Annotated in this window: 22 protein-coding genes, 3 tRNA genes and 1 pseudogene; 16 read left to right on the forward strand and 10 right to left on the reverse strand. The window is 58.2% G+C overall.

The window, feature by feature from the left end; translation table 11 throughout:
• Positions 1-232: 232 nt before the first annotated feature.
• Entirely contained in the window at positions 233-1,294 is a 1,062-nt protein-coding gene (gene hisC / locus QIT27_RS02880) for a histidinol-phosphate transaminase (RefSeq protein WP_285262840.1), read from the reverse strand.
• A 183-nt stretch (positions 1,295-1,477) separates the two neighbouring features.
• On the opposite strand from hisC, the gene QIT27_RS02885 reads away from it, so the two are divergent.
• The 4 genes from QIT27_RS02885 (at position 1,478) to mnmH (ending at position 5,559) form a co-directional block, all read left to right on the forward strand.
• The gene (locus QIT27_RS02885; protein WP_044630451.1) at positions 1,478-1,927 is read left to right on the forward strand and encodes a copper resistance protein NlpE N-terminal domain-containing protein; all 450 of its coding nucleotides are present in this window, start codon (positions 1,478-1,480) and stop codon (positions 1,925-1,927) included.
• Positions 1,928-2,028: 101 nt separating this feature from the next.
• Positions 2,029-3,402 carry a DNA repair protein RadA gene (radA, locus tag QIT27_RS02890; protein ID WP_285262841.1) on the forward strand — a complete coding sequence of 458 codons (1,374 nt, stop codon included), beginning with the start codon at positions 2,029-2,031 and terminating at the stop codon, positions 3,400-3,402.
• Between the two features lie 31 nt (positions 3,403-3,433).
• Positions 3,434-4,474 carry a selenide, water dikinase SelD gene (gene selD, locus QIT27_RS02895; RefSeq protein ID WP_502875177.1) on the forward strand — a complete coding sequence of 347 codons (1,041 nt, stop codon included), beginning with the start codon at positions 3,434-3,436 and terminating at the stop codon, positions 4,472-4,474.
• Positions 4,471-5,559: a tRNA 2-selenouridine(34) synthase MnmH gene (gene mnmH / locus QIT27_RS02900; RefSeq protein ID WP_285262843.1), complete on the forward strand. Its 1,089-nt coding sequence runs from the start codon at positions 4,471-4,473 to the stop codon at positions 5,557-5,559. The genes selD and mnmH overlap by 4 nt, the downstream gene beginning before the upstream one ends.
• Positions 5,560-5,578: 19 nt before the next feature.
• Here mnmH and QIT27_RS02905 read toward each other — a convergent pair whose 3' ends face one another.
• Entirely contained in the window at positions 5,579-6,271 is a 693-nt protein-coding gene (locus QIT27_RS02905) for a type 1 glutamine amidotransferase (protein ID WP_159343229.1), read from the reverse strand.
• A gap of 141 nt (positions 6,272-6,412) precedes the next feature.
• Between QIT27_RS02905 and QIT27_RS02910 the strand changes: the two genes are divergently transcribed.
• The gene (locus tag QIT27_RS02910) at positions 6,413-7,021 is read left to right on the forward strand and encodes a YjaG family protein (RefSeq protein WP_253017410.1); all 609 of its coding nucleotides are present in this window, start codon (positions 6,413-6,415) and stop codon (positions 7,019-7,021) included.
• A gap of 26 nt (positions 7,022-7,047) precedes the next feature.
• On the opposite strand, the gene hisF is transcribed toward QIT27_RS02910, so the two are convergent.
• The 4 genes from hisF to hisB form a co-directional block, all read right to left on the reverse strand.
• Positions 7,048-7,821: an imidazole glycerol phosphate synthase subunit HisF gene (hisF, locus tag QIT27_RS02915; protein ID WP_253017411.1), complete on the reverse strand. Its 774-nt coding sequence runs from the start codon at positions 7,819-7,821 to the stop codon at positions 7,048-7,050.
• Positions 7,818-8,564, reverse strand: coding sequence for a 1-(5-phosphoribosyl)-5-[(5-phosphoribosylamino)methylideneamino]imidazole-4-carboxamide isomerase (gene hisA, locus QIT27_RS02920; RefSeq protein WP_285262844.1), 747 nt, complete (start codon positions 8,562-8,564; stop codon positions 7,818-7,820). Before hisA ends, hisF begins: the two co-directional genes overlap by 4 nt.
• Before the next feature lie 11 nt (positions 8,565-8,575).
• Positions 8,576-9,217: an imidazole glycerol phosphate synthase subunit HisH gene (gene hisH / locus QIT27_RS02925; protein ID WP_285262845.1), complete on the reverse strand. Its 642-nt coding sequence runs from the start codon at positions 9,215-9,217 to the stop codon at positions 8,576-8,578.
• A 79-nt stretch (positions 9,218-9,296) separates the two neighbouring features.
• Entirely contained in the window at positions 9,297-9,890 is a 594-nt protein-coding gene (gene hisB, locus QIT27_RS02930) for an imidazoleglycerol-phosphate dehydratase HisB (RefSeq protein WP_159343224.1), read from the reverse strand.
• Between the two features lie 173 nt (positions 9,891-10,063).
• On the opposite strand from hisB, the gene QIT27_RS02935 reads away from it, so the two are divergent.
• The 7 genes from QIT27_RS02935 to QIT27_RS02965 all read left to right on the forward strand — a co-directional run bounded on the left by QIT27_RS02935 (position 10,064) and on the right by QIT27_RS02965 (position 14,854).
• Positions 10,064-10,543 carry an acetyl-CoA sensor PanZ family protein gene (locus QIT27_RS02935; RefSeq protein WP_159343223.1) on the forward strand — a complete coding sequence of 160 codons (480 nt, stop codon included), beginning with the start codon at positions 10,064-10,066 and terminating at the stop codon, positions 10,541-10,543.
• Positions 10,544-12,877, forward strand: a complete 2,334-nt coding sequence (locus QIT27_RS02940; RefSeq protein WP_253017414.1) for an AsmA family protein — start codon at positions 10,544-10,546, stop codon at positions 12,875-12,877.
• A gap of 103 nt (positions 12,878-12,980) precedes the next feature.
• A complete protein-coding gene (mutY, locus tag QIT27_RS02945) occupies positions 12,981-14,072 on the forward strand; it encodes an A/G-specific adenine glycosylase (protein WP_285262846.1) in 1,092 nt (363 codons plus the stop codon).
• Between the two features lie 49 nt (positions 14,073-14,121).
• A complete protein-coding gene (locus QIT27_RS02950) occupies positions 14,122-14,397 on the forward strand; it encodes an oxidative damage protection protein (protein ID WP_159343220.1) in 276 nt (91 codons plus the stop codon).
• Between the two features lie 152 nt (positions 14,398-14,549).
• A tRNA-Phe gene (locus tag QIT27_RS02955) sits at positions 14,550-14,625 on the forward strand.
• A 6-nt stretch (positions 14,626-14,631) separates the two neighbouring features.
• Positions 14,632-14,706 (forward strand) — tRNA-Gln (locus QIT27_RS02960).
• A gap of 72 nt (positions 14,707-14,778) precedes the next feature.
• Positions 14,779-14,854: transfer RNA gene (locus tag QIT27_RS02965), tRNA-Thr, on the forward strand.
• Positions 14,855-14,969: 115 nt separating this feature from the next.
• Here QIT27_RS02965 and QIT27_RS02970 read toward each other — a convergent pair.
• From QIT27_RS02970 to QIT27_RS02980, 3 genes and pseudogenes are all read right to left on the reverse strand, one after another.
• Positions 14,970-15,209: pseudogene (locus QIT27_RS02970) on the reverse strand (tyrosine-type recombinase/integrase); the annotation flags it as partial.
• 86 nt (positions 15,210-15,295) lie between these two features.
• Positions 15,296-15,622, reverse strand: a complete 327-nt coding sequence (locus QIT27_RS02975; RefSeq protein WP_285262847.1) for a DUF4124 domain-containing protein — start codon at positions 15,620-15,622, stop codon at positions 15,296-15,298.
• Between the two features lie 176 nt (positions 15,623-15,798).
• The gene (locus QIT27_RS02980; RefSeq protein WP_285262848.1) at positions 15,799-16,245 is read right to left on the reverse strand and encodes an META domain-containing protein; all 447 of its coding nucleotides are present in this window, start codon (positions 16,243-16,245) and stop codon (positions 15,799-15,801) included.
• A gap of 274 nt (positions 16,246-16,519) precedes the next feature.
• On the opposite strand from QIT27_RS02980, the gene QIT27_RS17020 reads away from it, so the two are divergent.
• From QIT27_RS17020 to QIT27_RS03005, 4 genes are all read left to right on the forward strand, one after another.
• Positions 16,520-16,801: a con-10 family general stress protein gene (locus tag QIT27_RS17020; protein WP_159343217.1), complete on the forward strand. Its 282-nt coding sequence runs from the start codon at positions 16,520-16,522 to the stop codon at positions 16,799-16,801.
• A gap of 81 nt (positions 16,802-16,882) precedes the next feature.
• The gene (locus QIT27_RS02995) at positions 16,883-17,086 is read left to right on the forward strand and encodes a hypothetical protein (protein ID WP_159343216.1); all 204 of its coding nucleotides are present in this window, start codon (positions 16,883-16,885) and stop codon (positions 17,084-17,086) included.
• A 52-nt stretch (positions 17,087-17,138) separates the two neighbouring features.
• Entirely contained in the window at positions 17,139-17,975 is an 837-nt protein-coding gene (locus QIT27_RS03000; RefSeq protein WP_159343215.1) for a manganese catalase family protein, read from the forward strand.
• A 42-nt stretch (positions 17,976-18,017) separates the two neighbouring features.
• Entirely contained in the window at positions 18,018-18,521 is a 504-nt protein-coding gene (locus QIT27_RS03005; RefSeq protein WP_159343214.1) for a ferritin-like domain-containing protein, read from the forward strand.
• A gap of 153 nt (positions 18,522-18,674) precedes the next feature.
• On the opposite strand, the gene QIT27_RS03010 is transcribed toward QIT27_RS03005, so the two are convergent.
• Positions 18,675-20,699: a CocE/NonD family hydrolase gene (locus QIT27_RS03010; RefSeq protein WP_285262849.1), complete on the reverse strand. Its 2,025-nt coding sequence runs from the start codon at positions 20,697-20,699 to the stop codon at positions 18,675-18,677.
• Positions 20,700-20,703 lie beyond the last annotated feature (4 nt).

Below are 20,703 nucleotides of genomic sequence, written 5' to 3' on the forward strand. Positions count from 1 at the left end.
AGAGTAGGTCATTGTCAGGCACTTATACCGCAAAGAACCCAGCCAAACGGCTGGGTTTTTTGTTGCGCGCTCGAAAGCGTGCCATGACCAGCCCCGGGCACCCTGTGCTCGGGGCTTTTGGGTTGTGTGAATGCCGCGTCAAACAGAAAATGTGTACCGCTCAATAAAAACCCAGCCACATGGCTGGGTTTTTGCGTTCAAGCACTCAGTGCACCAGCAGTATGGTGAGCTATTAACCGCAAAAAGCTTCAAGCGCTTCGATAAAGCTATCCATCTCGTCATCGGTGCCGATGGAGATGCGCAGGAAGTTGTTGAGTAGCTCGGTATTGAAGTGGCGTACCAAAATACCTCGCTCACGAAGCCCTGCAAACAGCTGCCCTCCGGCAACATCGGGGTGTTGGGCTAGCAGGAAGTTAGCCTTAGAGGGGAGTACTTCGAATCCAAGGGCTTCCAAGCGCTGACGTGTGCGCTCCCGGGTGGTGATTACGTTGTTTCGGCAGGCGTCGAAGTGTTGGGTATCCTTTAGTGCTTCGATACCTACGATGCTGGCTAGACTGTCGACTGGGTAGGAGTTGAACGAGTCCTTCACTCGCTGTAAGCCCTCGATCAGCTCTGGCGAGCCAATTGCGTAGCCCAGGCGAAGCCCGGCCAAGCTGCGTGACTTTGAAAACGTACCGGTGACCAGCAGGTTGGGATAACGCTCGACCAGTGCCACCGCGCTCTCTGCGCCAAAATCGACGTAAGCTTCGTCGACCAGCACCACGCGATCCGTCACGCGTTTCAGCAGCGCTTCGATATTGGCGAGGGGGTGGGCGTGCCCGGTCGGTGCATTAGGGTTAGCGAAAATCACTCCGGCACGCTCGGAGGCGCTCGCCAAAGCTTCTAAGTCGACTTCCCACTGGTCGTTGAGGGCGTGCTTACGCAACGCCACACCGTACAGATTGGCATAGACCGGGTAGAAGCTGTAAGTGATCGACGGCACATCCAGTGGAGCGCCTTGGCAGAAAAAAGCCTGAAAAGCGAAGGCCAACACCTCGTCGGAGCCATTCCCGACGAAGGTTTCCGCTACGCTGACGCCATACGTCTCTGCCAACGTTTCTCGCAACGCCAGCGAGGTGGGATCAGGGTAAAGGCGCAGATGATCGGTGGCATAATGGCGCAGCGCATCACTTACCCCGGGAGCGGGCGGGTAAGGGTTTTCGTTGGTGTTGAGTTTGATAACGCGTTCGCGGGGCTGTTCACCCGGCACGTAAGGCGTCAGTTCCCTAACGGCAGGGCTCCAATATTGGCTCATGAGCGTAACCTGATTATCCTAACGGTAATCGCACCATGGTCGCCTGATGGCCGCAAGAGCGCAAGCATTCCCATGAGCTAGACGATAACTGTTTGCGTAGGGGTGGGCGTCGCACCTTGTAGCGGTTATGCTGTCATAAGCGCGCGAAAGAAATGTATGTCCAACACGATAAGGAGACACCCAATGCAATTCAGGAGTTTGCTAGCCGGTTCGGCTATGTTGGCACTGTTGGCGGGCTGTGCAGCTGGACCAACGGATCAGCGCGAAGATGCAGGTATGACCGCATCACAGGCTAACTATCAAGGCACACTGCCTTGCCGTAACTGTGACGGCATTGACCTGGATGTCACGTTGGTAGGCGAAGAGATGAGTGCTCCAGAAGAGCGTACGTTCACCCTGGATGCCACCTACCGTAATCACCCCCAGACACCGCCGGACGAGAACTATGCCGGTAACTGGGAAGTGTTGACCGGTACGCCCTCTGACCCCGATGCGACGGTCTACGAGCTGACGCCGAACGGCGACGGCCAAATCTACTACTTCCAGCGTATCGATGAGCGTACCTTGGAGCTGATCGACCCTGAGCGCCGCCGTTTCGAAAATGGCGAGATGCTGCAGCTACAGCGTCAGTAAGACCTTACGCGACGCTCGAAGGCGGCCACTGGCCGCCTTTTGCATTTCTGAGCACTCTTCTAGCCTTTAGTACGTGACGCAAGAGAAGGAGCAAACAGGCAGTGGCAAAAGCGAAAAGTGCCTTTGTCTGCACCGAATGCGGTGCAGAGTATCGTAAATGGCAGGGCCAGTGTACGAGCTGCCAAGAGTGGAATACGCTGACAGAGGTCAAGCTGACAAGCGCCCGGCCGGGTAGTGGCACCTCGACGGCGGGAAGAGCCGGTTACGCAGGCGACCTTTCCCGAGACGTGGTGGATCTTAGCAATGTCGATTTAAGCGAAGTTCCCAGGCTGACCTCCACCTTTGCTGAGTTCGACCGAGTACTCGGCGGTGGTTTGGTGCCTGGGTCTGCGGTGCTTCTGGGTGGTAACCCCGGAGCTGGTAAATCGACCCTGCTGCTGCAAACTGCCTGCAAGCTTGCCCAGCAGCGGCGTATTCTCTACGTCACGGGGGAAGAGTCGCTGTCGCAGGTCGCCATGCGCGCCCACCGCTTGCAGCTTCCCTCCCACGGATTGAAGATGCTGGCAGAAACCAGCGTCGAGACGATCCTCGCGGTGGCCGAGCGGGAAAAGCCGGAGATATTGGTCATCGACTCCATTCAAACCATGCATTTGGAAGATATTAGCTCGGCTCCTGGCGGCGTTGCCCAGGTGCGCGAGTCTGCTGCGGCACTGACGCGCTTTGCCAAGCAGACCAATACCGTTCTGTTGCTGGTGGGGCACGTTACCAAAGATGGCACGCTGGCGGGCCCTAAGGTGCTCGAACATATGATCGACGCTTCGCTGCTGCTGGAAGGCGGTGCCGATTCTCGCTTTCGTACGCTACGTGGCCAGAAGAACCGTTTTGGCGCGGTCAATGAGCTGGGTGTGTTTGCCATGCTCGAGCAGGGGCTCAAAGAGGTCAAAAACCCCAGCGCGATCTTCCTTTCGCGCCAAGAGGAGCAGGCGCCAGGCAGCCTCGTCATGGTGGTGTGGGAAGGCACTCGGCCGATTCTGGTGGAGGTGCAGGCGCTGGTGGATGAATCAGCGCTGGGCAACCCGCGCCGCGTGGCCGTTGGTGTCGATCAGAACCGCTTAGCGATGCTGCTTGCCGTCTTAAACCGTCACGGTGGGCTGTTTACCGGTGACCAGGATGTGTTCCTCAACGTCGTGGGCGGTGTCAAAGTGCTGGAGACCAGTGCCGATCTCGCCGTGCTCTTGGCGGTCGTGTCGAGTCTGCAAAACCGCGCTTTACCGAAAGAGCTCGTGGTGTTTGGGGAAGTGGGTTTGTCCGGCGAGATTCGTCCGGTACCCAGTGGGCAAGAGCGTATTGCAGAAGCTGCCAAACACGGTTTTCTTCGCGCCATCGTACCGCGTGCCAACGCTCCCAAGCAGGCACCCAAAGGCATGGAAGTGATCCCCGTGGACAAATTGAGCGATGCGCTAGAAGCGCTGTAACTTCGGCTATGCTTATCTAAAAAGGAGAGGGATGATGAGTTCGATTCGATTAACCCAATATAGCCACGGAGCGGGCTGCGGCTGCAAGATCGCCCCGGATATTCTCGATGGCATTCTCGCCAAAGCCGGACCGGCAGCCGGGCACCAGCGGCTGATCGTGGGCAATCAAGGCCGTGAAGATGCCGCCGTCTATGACTTGGGCGATGGTCGCGGCATGATTGCGACTACCGACTTCTTCATGCCCATCGTCGACGACCCCTTTGATTTTGGCCGCATCGCCGCGACCAATGCCATTAGCGATGTGTACGCCATGGGAGGCACGCCGGTCATGGCGCTCGGCATTTTGGGCTGGCCGCTGGATAAACTTGGCCCAGAAATCGCCGGTGATGTGGTAGCGGGTGCCCAAGCCGTCTGCCGCGAGCTGGGTATTGCCTTGGCCGGCGGTCACTCCATCGATGCCCCTGAGCCGATGTTTGGCTTAGCCGTGAACGGGTTGGTGGATCTCGAGCATTTGAAGCTCAACAGCCAAGCCAAGCCCGGCGATCTGCTGTTTCTCACCAAGCCGCTTGGTGTCGGGATGCTCACTACGGCCGAAAAGCGCGGCTTGCTGGACGCCGGGCACCATGGTCTCGCCCGGGAAACCATGCTCAAACCCAACGCCATCGGGGTTGCACTCGCGAAAGTGAAGGGCGTCAACGCCATGACGGATGTTACCGGCTTTGGTTTGGCCGGCCATCTCACCGAAATGTGCAGCGCCAGCGGCGTGATGGCCGAGATTGACTTCCGCCGTTTGCCAAAGCTCGCCGAAGCGGAGGGTTATCGTCGCCGAGGGGCCGTGCCCGGCGGCACCGTACGCAATCGCGACGCCCTGGGTAGCGCGTTGCCCGTCATGGATGAAGCCCACTGGCAGTGGCTGTGCGACCCGCAAACGTCGGGCGGCCTGTTGATCAGCGTCGACCCCGCCTGGGAAGATGACGTGGAACGCATTGGCCGTGAACATGGGCTGACGCTGGAGCCGTTCGGCACCCTGAAAGCGCCCCAGGGTGACGCTAAAATCGAGGTGGTTGGATGACCTTGCCGACCACGCCGGCTTCTCTTGAGATCATTGCGGCCAACACGCCGCTGATCGATGTCCGCGCCCCGGTCGAGTTTGCCCAAGGCAGTTTACCAGGAGCGGTCAATTTGCCGTTGATGGTGGATGAAGAGCGTCATCAGGTCGGCATTGCCTACAAGCAGGAGGGCCAGCAGGCGGCCATCGCGTTAGGTGAACGGCTGGTCAGCGGGGACGTGAAGCAAGCCCGTGTCTCGGCTTGGCAGAGCTACTTGGCTCAGCACCCAAATGCGATTATTTACTGCTTTCGCGGCGGTCTGCGCTCGCAAATCGCTCAGCGGTGGCTAGCCGACGCTGGGCTGCACCGCCCGCGTATCGAAGGGGGGTGGAAGGCGTTGCGCCAACGGCTCTGCCAGCGCATCGATGATGCCGCCCACCAACCCATGCTCGTGATCGCTGGGCTTACCGGCTGCGCTAAGACGACGCTGATTAACCAACTGCCCAACGGCATTGATTTGGAAGCCTGCGCGAATCATAAAGGCTCCGCGTTTGGGCGGCAGCCTGACGAGCCCACGACGCAAATCGACTTCGAGCACGCGCTGGCCCAGCGCTTGATTGGGCAGCCGGGTAAACTTGTGTTGGAAGATGAGTCCCGACAGATTGGCAATGCCAATCTCCCACTCGATTTTTGGCACGCCCTGCAGCGGGCCCCGCGTATTCGCATCGAAATGCCGCTCGATTGGCGGCTAGACCAACTGCGTCGCGACTATATCGAAGCGCTGGAGCAAGGTTATACCGCGCGTTTTGGCCCAGAAGAGGGATGGCAGCGTATGCAGCGTCAGTTGGCAAGCGCGCTAGAGCGGCTAGCCAAGCGCCTGGGCAATGCCCGGCTACAGCGTTTGCAGCGTATGCAGGCCATGGCTTTCCGTGCCCATGCCGCCGGGGATATCCAAGCCCATGAGGCGTGGCTCGCCCCGCTGCTGACCGAGTATTACGACCCGCTTTACCGCTACCATCTAGAGAAGCAGCAGGGCAGTCGACCAGCGGAACTGCACGTGGGCGATTGGGAAAGCTGTCTTGCTGCCGCTAAACAGTGGAGTGCTTAGCGGCCGCCGAAGGTGGGGATTAAGCGCGTTTGAGCCACTGGGTCATGACGCGATCCAGCAGCGGTGCCAAGCGCTGAAAACGCGTGGGATCTTCTAGAATCTGCTCATCGGTTTGCACAAAGCGCCCCGTGGCGGGGCTTTTGGCCGTGGGCCGACCGGAGGCGTTGAGCAGCGGCGCGAGACTCGCTTGAGTCGTCTCGATGTGGCATAGCAGGCCCACCACGCGGCCTGCGTCCCAGCTAAACCCTTGCAGCGGGGACGCGGCACTGCCGCCTAATGGTAGTGCGCCATCGGGTAGGCTAAATACCAGGCGGTGCCACATAAAGGCCTCAAACTGCTCGGGCAAGTCGAAGGTGCTTTCCGGGGCTAGAGTGACGGTATGCCAGCCGGTTTCGGGGTAGGTGCCAGGGGCGACGACCGCCTCAAGCGCTTCCGCGATCCATAACGCTCCGAGGCCAATGCCCAGAATAGGTTTTTGACCGTCCAAGTAGCGATTGATCAGTTTGCGCTCCGCTTTATACCAAGCGGGAGGGGCACTAAATAGGGCATCCGCGCCATCTAGCACGATGAGCGCATCGCTCTCCCCTGGGCGGGGCGTGAGTTCCCCCGCGTAAAGATGAAAAACGGTGTAACTATGGCCCATACTCTCAAGCCAGTCGGTCAGACGGGCGGGGCCATGGTCAGGGCCGTGCTGTAGCAGATGAATATGCATGGTAATCTCCTCGCCGGCCGAGCACATCAAGCGTTGCGGGGGTCGCCCGCCACGTGGGTGCGACGATAACGCATCGTGTTCGATTCACCAACTCAGTTTCATCCACTTACTTTCACCAACAGAGTGACTCAGGACATCAGCATGGTGGCTAAACCCCAAGGATTCTATCAGCGGCTGCAACTGCTGCCGCTGCCCGCCCAACAAGCATTCATGGCAGCGCTGTGTGAGCGTCTACTGCCGAATTACGCCCTGTACGAGCAAACCAGTGGCCATGGCGATGGGCATACCCTGCGCACCGTGCTGAACCTGGTATGGGAGCGCCTTAGTGTACCCAACGCCAGCATCGATTTTGCCCGCCAAGCGGAAAAGCTGGCCGAATGCGAACCGCCAGAGGGCGATGAGAGTTTCGGCGCACGTCGGGCGCTGGATGCGGTGGTGTCCATCTCTGCGCTACTCGATACGCTGCAAGGCGAATCCCCCGAAGCGGTGCTGGATGTCAGCCGCACCTCGCGAGCTGGCGTGCGGGCGTTCATCGAACTCACCGAAGGGGAAGTGGATGCTCAAGCATTGGCATTGATCATTCGCGACCATCCGCTGATGGAAGACGAAAACGACTTCCAAGACGCGGTGCTGGAAGCGGTCAGCGGTCCGATCAATAAAACAACGCTCAAAGAGATTCGCACGCTTGGGCGCAATAACGGCATCAGCAATTTGGGGCTAACACTGGATGAGGAAGCCGGGGCAGAGTAACCGCCCCAGCCTAAGTGCCGCGCGGCTTATAAACGCATGTCGATGCCGCGCTCGGCCATGTAGCGTTTTGCTTCTGGAATGGTGTACTCGCCAAAGTGGAAGATACTCGCGGCCAATACCGCATCGGCACCGCCTTTGAGCACGCCATCGACCAAGTGATCTAAATTGCCGACGCCGCCGGAAGCGATCACCGGCACGCTCACCGCCTCAGAAATGGCATGGGTGACACCCAGATCAAAACCAATTTTGGTGCCGTCACGATCCATACTGGTAAGTAGCAGCTCGCCTGCGCCAAACTCGACCATTTTCTTGGCCCACTCCACCGCATCCAGACCGGTGGGGCGGCGGCCGCCGTGGGTGAAAATCTCCCAGCGGTCGGGCTCGCCTTCCTTAGACACTTTTTTGGCGTCAATCGCCACCACAATGCACTGGCTGCCAAAACGCTCGGCGGCTTCACGCACGAACTCAGGGTTCGTCACTGCCGCGGTGTTGATCGAGACCTTGTCCGCCCCGGCATTCAGCATGGTGCGGATATCGTCGCAGGTACGGATGCCGCCGCCCACGGTCAAAGGAATGAACACCTCACCGGCAATGCGCTCGACCATATCCACCGTGGTGGCGCGGTCTTCGTGGCTGGCGGTGATATCGAGAAAGGTGATCTCGTCCGCACCCTGCTGGTTGTAGCGCTGAGCGATCTCTACCGGGTCGCCCGCGTCACGTATACCCACGAAGTTGACACCTTTCACCACACGCCCGGCGTCTACGTCCAGGCAGGGGATAATCCGCTTGGCTAGGCTCATGCGTGACCTCCGCTGAGTTGGTCGCTCAAACGCTGGGCTTCAGCCACGTCCAGGCTGCCTTCATAAATGGCACGGCCGGTAATGGCACCCAGAATACCGCTGTCGGCGACGTCGCACAGTGCACGAATGTCGTCCAAATTAGTGACGCCACCAGAAGCGATCACCGGCAGGCCACCTTCACGAGCCAGTTCGGCGGTGGCGTCCACGTTGACCCCCTGCATCATGCCATCGCGGGCAATATCGGTGTACACAATGCTGGAAACACCATCGTTAGCGAAGCGCTTGGCAAGCTCGGTAGCTTTGGCGGTGGAGACTTCTGCCCAGCCGTCGGTGGCGACGTAACCATCTTTGGCATCCAGGCCAACAATAATATGGCCGGGGAAGGCGCGGCACATCTCACTCACAAACTCAGGCTCTTTGACCGCTTTGGTGCCGATGATTACGTAGGAAACACCAGCGCTCAAATAGTGTTCAATGGTCTCTGCCGAGCGGATGCCGCCGCCAATTTGGATCGGCAGGTTAGGGTAAGCGCGGGCAATGGCGGTGACCGCCTCACCGTTCACCGGCTTGCCTTCAAAGGCACCGTTCAAATCCACTAGGTGCAAACGGCGCGCGCCGGCTTCTACCCAGCGCGCGGCCATGGCAACCGGGTCGTCGCCGTAGGAGGTCGCATCGTCCATGCGGCCCTGCTTCAAGCGCACACACTGGCCGTCTTTGAGATCGATCGCGGGAATTACCAACATAGTGAAACCTCTCAGGGCGTCCAGGTGACAAAATTTTCCAGCAGGCGCAGGCCCGCACGGGAGCTTTTTTCCGGGTGGAACTGCACGGCAAAAGTGGCGTCGCGGCCAATCGCTACGTGAGCGCTCACACTGCCGTACTGGGTGGTGCCGAACACTTGGGCGTCCTCGGCGGCATTCACGTAATAGCTGTGCACGAAATAGAAGTGCTCATTATTATCGATACCTGCCCAGAGCGGGTGGTCGTGGTGTTGATTCACTAGGTTCCAACCCATGTGCGGTACTTTCAGGCGCTGCTCTTGGGCATCGCGCATATTGGCCGGAAAGCGGTCAACGCTGCCTTGGAAAAAGCCCAAGCAGTCCACGCCGCCATTCTCTTCGCTGCGCTCCATTAGCATCTGCTGGCCCACACAAATGCCCAGTAGCGGTTTAGCTTGGCGGGTCAAAATATCGTCCACCAGCTCGCGCAGTTCAGTACGCTCAAGTTCGCCTACGCAGTCACGAATCGCGCCCTGGCCGGGCAGTACTAGGCGGGTAGCGCCCAGAATACGCCGTGGGTCGCGAGTGATAATCACATTCTCATGGGTGACGTGCTCAAGCGCCTTAGCCACAGAGTGTAGGTTGCCCATTCCATAATCGATTACCGCAATGGTCATGAAGCGCTCCTTAAGGTCGTGGGCGATAGATTCGTAGGCGAGAGGCGTGCCACTGCGCCGCTAATCGCAACGATCGGCATTATAAGCTGCCTTTGGTCGAGGGCATTTGCCCAGCCATGCGCGGGTCTTCCGCCACGGCCATGCGCAGTGCGCGGCCAAAGGCTTTGAAAATGGTTTCGGCCTGATGGTGAGCATTAAAGCCTTTCACGTTGTCGATATGCAGCGTCACGCGAGCGTGATTTACGAAGCCTTGGAAGAACTCCCAGAATAGCTGCGTATCCATACGGCCGATGGTATCGCGGGTGAACTCGACATTCATATAAAGGCCGGGGCGGCCGGAGAAATCAATCACTACCCGAGAGAGCGCCTCATCCAGCGGTACGTAGGCATGACCGTAGCGGTAGATGCCGCGCTTATCGCCAATGGCCTCGTTGAATGCCTGGCCCAGGGTGATGCCCAAGTCTTCGACGGTGTGGTGATCGTCGATATGCAGGTCACCTTTGGCATGAATATCGAGGTCCACCATTCCATGCCGAGCCACTTGATCCAGCATGTGGTCTAGAAACGGAACGCCAGTGTCGCAGTTCAAGCGGCCTTCGCCGTCAAGGTTGACGCTGACCGTAATCTGCGTTTCGTTGGTGTCACGGCTTACCGTGGCAATACGCGCTGACATGTTGCATCTCCTGCGCCGTGGCGCACTCTGAGGAATAATCGGCGGGCGGCAACTGCGGCCAAAACAACCATTATAGAGAATCGGCGCCCCCATCCGCTACAATGCGGGGAATGTCGCCGCCGTTTGCGGCGCAAACATAGCAGCCTAGCTGCGTTGGCAACGAGGATTTCACCATGCCGGTGACACTGCAATATGTCGACCAGGCCCGTTGGGAAGCAGACGAGCAGGTGCGCATCGACCTGGTGCGCATCTATGAAGATGCGCCACAAGAGCGCATGCCCACCCCCACGGTTTTACCTTTTATCGAACAGCATTTGAGCGGGCCGCACTTTTTTGCCTGCGCGCATTTCAATGACCGCTTGTTAGGCGCAGTGGCCGTGCAAGCAGCCGACGACCGGGCGTGGTGGCTCTCCGAGCTATGCGTGCGTAAAACCACTCGCCGTCGCGGTGTGGGGTCACGTCTAATGGCGTTATTGGGTGAACAGGCCAAGCAAGAAGGCCGCGTGCTGCGCATTGCCACGACGACACTGCCACTAGCGGATCGTGTGTTGCTATCGAAACTCGGGTATCGGCCCATGGCCGATGAGTCCTCTGAGCCGGATTTACCGGCGACCAGTGAGTTTGTTGAGCTAGACCCACAAGGGAAAGGGTAAATGAAACAGCTATTACGCATTTTGCTGGCGGCAGTGGGCATTCTCGCCATTGTGGGCGTGGCCGCCGTGGTGTACGTCACCACCTTTTTGGACCCCGAAGATTTCAAGCCACGCCTGACCGCCGTGGTCGAAGAGCAAACCGGCCTGAACCTTGCCCTGGAAGGCCCTATCACGTGGTCGTTCTACCCGCGCATCGGCGTGAGCGTCGAACAGGCCCGTGCCTGGCTGCCCGAACAGTCCCAAGACGATACCGCGTTTGCCGCCATCAATCGTGCGGAAGTGAGCGTCGCGTTCGCGCCGCTGCTACGCGGCGAAATTGCCGTGGATGGTCTGACACTGGATGGCATGCGCCTGAACCTTGAAAGAAATGCCGACGGGGCTGGCAATTGGCAGCCGCTGTTGGAGCGTCTTTCCGAGCACAACAACGAATCTGCCGAGACCGTTTTGGCTCCGGCCAGTGCAGGCCCGAATGCCGATGCGGGCAGCTTGTCCGTGGTGCTTAGCATTGCCAGTGTCGAAGTCAAAGACGCCGACATTCGCTACCGTGACGAGCAGAATCAAGCGCTCTGGCGGGTACAGCCGCTGAATATTTCCGGCACCAACGTCAACCCGGTACGCTCTTTCCCGCTCAAAGCGATGTTTACGGTGACCAAACACGACCGCTTGGATGCCGAAATGTTGGAGCGCGCGCCGGATCTGTCCAGCGAGGTCAATCTGGAGACACGCCTGCGTCTGGGCCTGGAAGATGAGCAAATCATTTTTGAGAACACCCAGCTCACCACGCACACTCGCCAAGGCGATGCCAGCGAGCCGCAGCAACTCAGCTTGAAAGCGGCTGAAGTCGTCGCCCGTTTGGCGGATCAACAGCTCAGCGTGACGGAAGGTGTACTGGAAGCCGGGCTGCGCCACCCTGAAAATTGGCAGGGTAGCCTCGCGCTGGCGCTGGCGTTCGGGCTGGAGACCGACTTTGCCGCTCAAACCGCCCAGTTGAAAGATGTGCAGCTCACCGGGCCGGATGGCCTGCGTGTGAGCGGCCATCTGAACGTCGAACAACTGCTCGATGCTCCCCAGTACAGTGGGCAACTCACCGCTGCCCCGTTTACGCTTCGGCCCTGGATGGCACGCACAGGCGTCACACTCAACACGGCTAGCGAAGCGGCACTCAGTGACGTGGCACTCACCAGCCCCGTCGAGGGCAGCCTGGCGCGCATTGCGCTGCCGCGCCTCTCGCTGGTGGTCGATGACAGTACCTTTACCGGGGATATTAGCGCTGCACTGGATGGGACGCAGCTCACCTTCAACCTAGAAGGCGATACGCTGAACCTGGATCACTACCTGCCTGGCCCGGCCACCGCCCAGCAGGCTAGCCGTGGCCTCCTGCGTAAAGCCTTTGCCCAAAGTGACGAAGCGCTGCTGCCGCAAGCTTGGTTGAGCACGCTGACGCTGCAGGGCGATTTGAGCGTCGACCAACTGCTGCTCGCCGGGTTGACCTTTGACGATACCCAGCTTGCGTTGCGCGGCGAGAATGGACGTCACCGCCTCACGGCATTCGAGTCCCGTTTCTATGAAGGAGAACTGAGTGCCACCGGCCAACTGGACGCCACAGGGAGCGTGCTCGAGTGGCAGCTTGCGCCTAACGTAAGCAACGTACAGGTGGCACCGCTGATCGAAACTTTCAGTGAAGAGGAAGCCCCACTGCGCGGTCGCTTCAACTTGGAGGGTGCACTGACGACCCAAGGCAACCGCCGCGACGTGCTGGTCAGCAATCTCAACGGCGAGCTGAACGCCCGCCTAAACGACGGGGCGATTTTGCGCACCAACGTCTCCCGTGAGATGTGTGAACTGGTGGCGCAGCTAGAAGGTCAGCAGGTAGATCGCGAATGGCATCCCGATACTCGCTTCGAGCGTTTCGACGCGACGTTTCAAGTACGCAACGGCGTCGTCGAGAGTGACGACCTGCTGATTACCCTGCCGGGGATCGACGTTCAGGGGGAGGGCGATTTCAACCTCAACAGCCTTAACTTCACCACCCAAGCCAACGCCCGCTTGGTGGATACCGCCGATGCCGCTTGCCAGATCAACCCACGGCTTCAGCAGCTACCACTGCCGGTACGCTGTGAAGGCCATGTAGGCGATGACAAAACCCAGTGGTGCCGTTTCGACCGCACCGCCTTTGAAACATCGGTGGTCGATCTGCTGCGTAACGAAGCCGGGAGCCGTGTAGAAGAAGAGCTAGAAGAGCGGATTGATGAATCCATCGACCGCATTGATGAGCGCTTAGGCGAAGGCGCAGGCCAAGAGCTGCGTGACGGTATTCGTCGCCTGTTTAACTAATCAAAGACTGCTTAACGCCTAACCGCGTTAACGCAACACGCACCGCACGCGCCGGCCTCACCGCCGGCGCTGTCGTTCATAGCGAGTGTTTTAAGGAATTACGATGGCCGATATGCCCACGCCGTGCCTACCGGCGCAAGAGTTTCAACAGCGGCTGCTTACCTGGTTCGACAAGCATGGCCGCCACGACCTGCCCTGGCAGTCGCCCCGCAGCGCCTATCGCGTGTGGGTGTCTGAAATCATGCTGCAGCAAACCCAAGTGGCTACAGTGATTCCCTACTTCGAGCGCTTTATGGCCCGCTTCCCCACGCTGGAAGCCCTGGCCACCGCGCCCCAGGATGACGTGCTGCACCACTGGACGGGCCTTGGCTACTACGCTCGTGCTCGCAACCTGCACAAAGCGGCTCAGCTCGCCATGGACGCGTATGGCGGCGCGCTACCCACCGATAGCGTCGAAACGCTGATGGCGCTACCCGGTATTGGCCGCTCCACCGCTGGCGCCATCATCGCCCAAAGCACCGGGCAGCAGGCGGCAATTCTAGATGGCAACGTCAAACGCTCGCTCACCCGCCTGCACGCGGTGGCAGGCTGGCCGGGCAAGCCTGCAGTAGAACGCTCGCTGTGGGCGCTGGCCGACTACTTTACGCCCACCACGCGGTTGGCGGATTACACCCAAGCGGTGATGGATTTCGGCGCGACACTGTGTAAGCGCAGCAAACCCGACTGCCCGATATGCCCGTTCAATGACGTATGCCGCGCTTACGCCCAAGGCGAGCCGCAGCGCTACCCGGAATCCAAACCCAAAAAAGCCAACCCCACTCGCGACACCATCATGCTGTTGCTGCGCGACCCCCAAGGTCGCGTGTGGCTAGAGCAGCGCCCACCTAGCGGACTGTGGGGCGGTTTATGGAGCCTGCCGCAGTTTGAGCGCCACAGTGAACTCAACGACTGGCTAGAAGACAACACCGAAGCCCCCGAGCGCCACGCTGCGCTGCCCAGCTTCACCCACACCTTCAGCCACTTTAAGCTGATGATTACGCCGCAACCTGTTACCTGCGAACGAATCAGCGGCGTTCGCGAAAGCGGCGTATGGTATGACGTTAATCATCCGCCTGCGTTAGGCTTAGCGGCACCGGTCAAATCGCTGTTAAGCCAGTTGGCACCATTTACCCTAGTCCCGACCCCTGGGCCTTAGCCGTTAAGCACACGCTGGCCTTCACAGACACACGCCATAGGAGCATTCCATGAGCAACACGGTTTTCTGCCGTAAGTACCAACAAGAGCTACCCGCGCTGCCGTTCCCGCCACTGCCGGGCAAGCAGGGCCAAGAGATTCAGGCCACGGTATCGAAACAAGCCTGGGAAGAGTGGCAGGCGCTACAAACCCGCCTAATTAACGAGAAGCATCTCAACATGTTAGAGCCAGAAGCACGCGCTTATCTGATGGATCAGATGCAGCGCTTCCTCGATAACGAAACCACCGACCAAGCCGAAGGGTACGTGCCGCCCAGCCAGGCATAAACCTAGAAACGCAGCGCAAAGCCACGAATGGCGTGGCCTTTGCCGCTTTTGGTTCAACACCGGATGTGCCCTAAGCACGTGACTAGAAAGAAAGTTTCACAAAGGTGTTGACGAAAAGAGGAGCTTTTGGTTTAATACGCACCGTTGGCAAGGGCCAGATAGCTCAGTTGGTAGAGCAGGGGATTGAAAATCCCCGTGTCGGCGGTTCGATTCCGTCTCTGGCCACCACAACGTTGGGGTATCGCCAAGTGGTAAGGCACCGGTTTTTGGTATCGGCATTCCCAGGTTCGAATCCTGGTACCCCAGCCATTGCCAACAAGATTTCTTGTTGATTGGCTAGTCTAACGGCAACCCAATCAAGTTCTCAAGAAAATGCGAAGCGCCGACATAGCTCAGTTGGTAGAGCAACTGACTTGTAATCAGTAGGTCCCGGGTTCGACTCCTGGTGTCGGCACCACTTAAGTGGTTGATAAGCAAAGCATTTGAGACAGTGACTAAGCCGCCTTTCGAGGCGGCTTTTTCGTATGTGTCCATAAAGTGTCCAACGGTTGGACACTTTTACCCGGTAGCTTTCATCCCTGCATGGCGAGGGGGTTGAGCTTGGCCGCTTCCTCTAGGTGGTCTGGTGCAAAGTGCGCATAGCGCATGGTCATGGTGATCGACTGATGACCGAGTATCTGTTGTAGCACCAGGATGTTTCCCCCGTTCATCATAAAGTGACTCGCGAACGTGTGACGTAGTACGTGGGTTAACTGTCCTTCCGGTAGTTCTATCTTGAGTTTCTTTATGCCTCTATCCCCCTCGGACAGCGAGCAAGGCGTGTGGGGTCTGCACAAAATAAAATATAGAAAGCTATGACAAGCGCGGTTTGTAATAAAGAGTGATGAATACTCCCACTTCACCAGCCACGTCTCAACGGGTAGCGAGCACGCGTCTTAACTCGACTATTACGAAGTTCCAGAGCCGTTTGATGTTGATTTCTGTACGGCACAGCAATGCGTGGGAAGGCGGGAGCATTTGCGGATAGGGAAGCCGCAGGGCGAGACGATACCGCAGGCACGGAAATAATTGTGAGGTTGTTGGTATTCACCGTTTCAGAGTTGCCGCCCGCACAGGGGGAGTCCTGAAAGGTGGTGTGGCCGTTGTCGACGCATTTATAAATTTCAGCGTGGGCCGCCAATGGCATCAGTACCAACAGAGCAATCAGCGCGGGTGTTTTCATCATCCATGAACCCTAAGCAAATATCGGTAACGGAATGTTATCAAGAATCGTTAGGTGTGGGTATCCCGTTGTGACAATAATCGCCTGGAAGTGATTGCGTTTATCAACTTCTATCAAGTTGCTAAGCGATATTCAAAGTAGCGGCGTTCAAGACGCTTTCTTGCCTTACTTAATGCCTACTAATAAAGATGCACAGCCTTCAGCACCGCCAGCGGTTCTCCACGGGCGTTAGTTAACTCAAGGAGGCTGCCGTTAATGTTCCAACGCCTGGTTTGCTTAAGGGCAATTAACATGGCCTGTTCGCTGTGCATTTGTGCAGTAGGGCAAGCCATTTTCGTGGTGGCGATGGGATGGAAGGTGAGCTGCTGGCCGGTGTGTTGGTAGCGTCCGCTGAGCGTGTTGCAGCCGGTGGAACCTGCCAAGCGGGTGCGTTCCACGTGCAGCACTATATGCGCTTCGCGAACGTTATCTGCGGCCACCTCGGGCTCGTCGTTTACGGTCAGTAGCTTCCAGTAGGTATTGATGAGCGATTCATCTGGGGCGGTATGTGCGTACTGGGCTACGTGGCGTTGGCAGCCGCCTAGCCATAGGCAGAGGGTAACGGTAATCGCGAGAGAGATACGCATGGCGGTAGCCTTTTACTCTGGGTGGTGATGTTTTAAAGAAGTGTGTTGGCAATAGATGGAGTTAGTCAATTATTTTATCTTTCGTTATCCAATCACCAATGAAAAGTTATTTGATACATATCTGATTACGCCGTTATAAAGATTAAAGATGCTTCTTTGTGTTTCTGTTGGCTTGATAAGAGAGTGAGGTTGGCTAATCTCAAGTTACTCGAGTGACACACCGAGTACGAGTAAATGAGTTGGTTTTGCCGAATTCATGAAAAGGAGATTTATCATGGCGAATAACCGCAACGATAATGGAATGAGTCGCGAAGAGGCAGGACAAAAGGGTGGTGAAACGACCGCCAAAACCCACGATAAAGAGTTTTATCAAGATATCGGTCAAAAAGGCGGGGAAGCCACTGCTGAAAGCCATGGCAAAGAGTTTTACGAGGATATTGGCCAGAAAGGCGGTGAAAACAGCGGTGGTAACTTTGCCAACGACCCCAAGCGTGCCTCGGAAGCCGGTAAGAAAGGCGGCGAAAACAGTCACAGTGGCGGTGGTAACAACCGCTAACGCGCGCACCCGACACTGTTTTGTCTTTACACGTTCAAGTGTGCCTTGCGTCGTTTAGACGGAAGGCACAAGGAGACAAGGATGAATCGTCCGGTGAACGATAAGAACTTCGATATGGTGAGCACGCTGTATCATGCCTCTCAAGGTGTTCAGCTAAGCCAGCAGTTTTCTCAAGATGCGAAAGAGAAGTCGGATCAAGATGCGCAAGCGTTCTTTGATCGCGTCGCTCAGCATTACGAGGACATTGCCGATGAAGCACGGAAGCTGTTAAAGCAAACGCTTTAAATGCGTTGCCAGGGAGTGCACTCCCTGGCAATTAATGAAGGAGAGTCGCGCTATGTTCCACCACTCTGGAAAGCTACAGTATCCCGTGAAGGTCGATACACCCAACCCTGAATTTGCCATGTTACTGCAGCAGGCCATTGGCGGCATCGAAGGTGAAATCCGTGTGGCCATGCAGTACTTCTTCCAGGCGATGGGCGCCCGCGGCGATGATCGTATTCGCGATATGCTGATGTCCACCGCCACCGAAGAGCTATCCCACATTGAAATGCTGGGCCACGCAGTGGCGCTTAATCTAGAAGGCGCACCGGTCTCCTACCAAGAGGCCACGGCCAAAGACCCGGTCATGAATGCCATTCTGGGCGGTGCTAACCCGCGCCACCTGCTCTCATCAGGCCTTTCAGCCATGCCGGTAAACTCAAACGGCGTGCCGTTTGATATGAGCCACGTGTACGCCACGGGCAATATCGCCGCTGATATGCTGGCTAACGCCACGGCGGAAGCCGGTGGCCGCGTATTGGCATCGCGCCTATACAACTGGACCGATGATCACGGTATGAAGGATTTTCTCTCCTTCTTGATTGCTCGCGATACGTACCATCAGCAGCAGTGGTTGGCGGTGATCGAAGAGCTGGGCGGCTTCGAGAAACAGCTGCCGATTCCCAACGCTACGCCGGAAGATAACGAGGCGATGCAGCACTCTTACTACTACCTCAACACGCTGTTGGATAAAGAGGCGCCGAAAGGCCGCTGGTCGGAAGGCATATCGCTGGATGGTCGCAGCCAGTACAGCGTGCGCAATCAGCCTGCGCCCGAAGGCCAAGAGCCGAGCCTGGGCAGTGCCAAAGAGAAGTCGGGGGCGCAGAAAGAGCAGATCGACCCCAACAAGTAAGAGCGATTTACCCACGCCGTGAATGAACAAGGAGAGCGCACGATGGAAGCCAAGTATTTGGAAGATTGGTTACGCGATGCTCATGCGATGGAAAAGCAGGCGGAAGAGATGTTGAAAGCGCAGGCGAAACGAATCGAGCACTACCCGACGCTGCGCGCCCGCATTGATCAGCATCTTCATGAGACCGAGCATCAGGCTGAAAAGTTGGAGCGGTTGATGAATGAGCTGGGGATCGACACCTCTGCCGTCAAAGACATGGGCGGTAAGCTGACGGCCTTTGGCCAGTCGCTGGGTGGCATGATGGCAGGCGATGAGGTGGTCAAGGGCGGTATTGCGAGCTATGCCTTCGAATGCTTTGAGATTGCCAACTACAAGGCGCTGATTGCGGCGGCCGAGCAGGCCAATCAGCCAGAGGTGGTGCGTGTGTGCCGTGAGATTCTGCAAGAGGAGCAGGCCATGGCGGACTGGTTGGATCAGCATCTGGACGATACTACCCGCACCTTCCTGGCACGCGCGGACGACAACGACGTGCAGGCCAAGAAGTAACCACGAGCGTCGCTATACGGAGCGCGTCACCTAGCCACGCCCTTTTCCCCGGTAGCCCTGACCGGGGTTTTTTGCGCCCATTAAACACCGCCCCTGACGTATCGCAACGTGGGGCGGTGATGGTGCGTGTAGCCCTCGGGCTGGCGGGGATGATTACAGATGATCGCGAGGAATCTTCGACGACCAGTTCTTGGAAAAGACCCGGTAGGCGTTTTCGTAGGCGTCTAGCTGGGCGTGGACCAGAAAGTGACGCGCGGTGCAGGTCAGCACCGTGCGGGTATACACTTCCGTGTCCCAACGGCCGCGCTTGAAGTGGCTCTCGGTGAGCGTCTCGCCACGGGCGGAGGTGAAGTCATCGGTCACGGTGCTGTAGTACTCCCGTGCGCTGCGGTGAATCTCGGTGCCCGTATCGTCGATGCGAAAGCATCCTTGGTCGTTGATGACTTCTAGTGTAGAGCGTTTGGTGGCCAAGTCGCGGTGCAACAACCAGTTATGCTGGCTGGGCGCAAGCGTGGTGATGGACAGCGGTTTGGCCGCTTGGGGTGGTTCAAAGGTAACGGTGTTGTCATCATCGGTGGCGGTGCGCACGGGTAGGTGGAGCGTGCAGTTGTCCAGGGTGAGATCGACCTGGGCGGGCGCGGGCGACAGCCACGCCAATGGCCAGTAGGAGGTCGAGATCGACAGGCGAAGCTGATGCCCCTTGGGAAAGCGTTGGGCAATGCCGTTCATGGAGATCTGCACTGTGTACTGTTGGCCTGGCACTAGGTCGCTGGGGTACTCATCGCTCTCTCGATGGGTGAGGTTGAGTAGCCCGTAGGTGACACGGGTGGCTTTTCCATCCGGCGCTACGTCAGAAAGGCGCACCGCTAGCATCGCCTGAGGTTGATCGCAAGAAACCGTTAGCGACAGTGTCGCCACGCCGAAGATGTCCAGCGCTTCCTCTAGGGGGGCGCTGCTGAATACCAGCGAGCCGCCATCCTCTTCACGCTGGTCGCCGGGAAGATCGGGCGTCGCAGCATAAGAGCACCATTTGCCCGCCGACATGCCCACGCTGATGGGCGATTGCAGGCCGAGGGTGGGCGGCGCGGTATGACGGGAGCGTGGCTCGAGGGTCAAGCGGTTGGGCTGAAGGTAGTAGCGCTGCGTTTGAATCCGTGGCGAAGGCCACTGAGCTTCACTCAGCCAGCGCCCTGGCCGGTCGGCGTAGCTGTTATCCGGTGGGACGCTATCCTGCTGCCAGACGCGCAGCATCGGCTCCTCCATGATGCCGTTCTCCTTACCTTTCAGCCAGTAATCCCACCAGCGCAGCGCCTCCTGTAAAAAACCGATGGCCGGGCCGGGAATCCCTTGGTGGGGATATTTATGCCCCCAAGGGCCAATCAGCCCTTTGCGCGGTACCGCCAGATGCTCCATCAAGCGCAACACGGTATTGGTGAACCCATCGGCCCAACCGCCGATGGCATACACGGGGCACTGAATCGCCCCGTAGTGTTCGCCCACCGAGCTGGTGGACCAGTATGCATCGCGGCGCTGGTGACGCAGCCACTGGTCGATCCATAGTCCACTGTGCTCCATACGGTCGAACCACATCTCCCGCCAGCGCTCCCCTACGATCTCTGGATCGGGAGGAAGCGCATTGAACGCGAACATCACGGTCGCCTCGGACAGGTTGTCTCCCAAAAGGCAGCCGCCCATGTAGTGCATGTTGTCGGCATAGAGGTCGTCGCTCGAGCACAGGCTGATGATCGCCTTGAGGGCAGGAGGCTGTTTGGCCGCCACTTGCAGGCTATTAAAGCCGCCCCAGGAAATCCCCATCATACCGACGTGGCCATCGCACCAGGGCTGCTCGGCCAGCCAAGCGATGGCATCCACGGCATCCTGCTGCTCTTGTTGGGTATACTCGTCGGTGAGCACACCGTCGGAATCGCCGCTGCCGCGCATATCCACCCGCACACACACATAGCCGTGGCCTGCTAGGTAGGGGTGGTTGCTGGCATCGCGGCCCCGTGTTACGTCGCGCTTACGATAAGGAATGTACTCCATGATGGCGGGGAACGGCGTGGCGTCAGGGGTGACGGGGAGCCACACCCTGGCCGCTAGCTGTTGTCCATCGCGCATGGGGATGAACAGGTTTTCGATCTCACGGATGGGGTAGGGGAAATCGTCAACGATCTCCATGTTG

The sequence above is a fragment of the Halomonas sp. LC1 genome, from assembly GCF_030247125.1.
GTDB lineage: Bacteria > Pseudomonadota > Gammaproteobacteria > Pseudomonadales > Halomonadaceae > Vreelandella.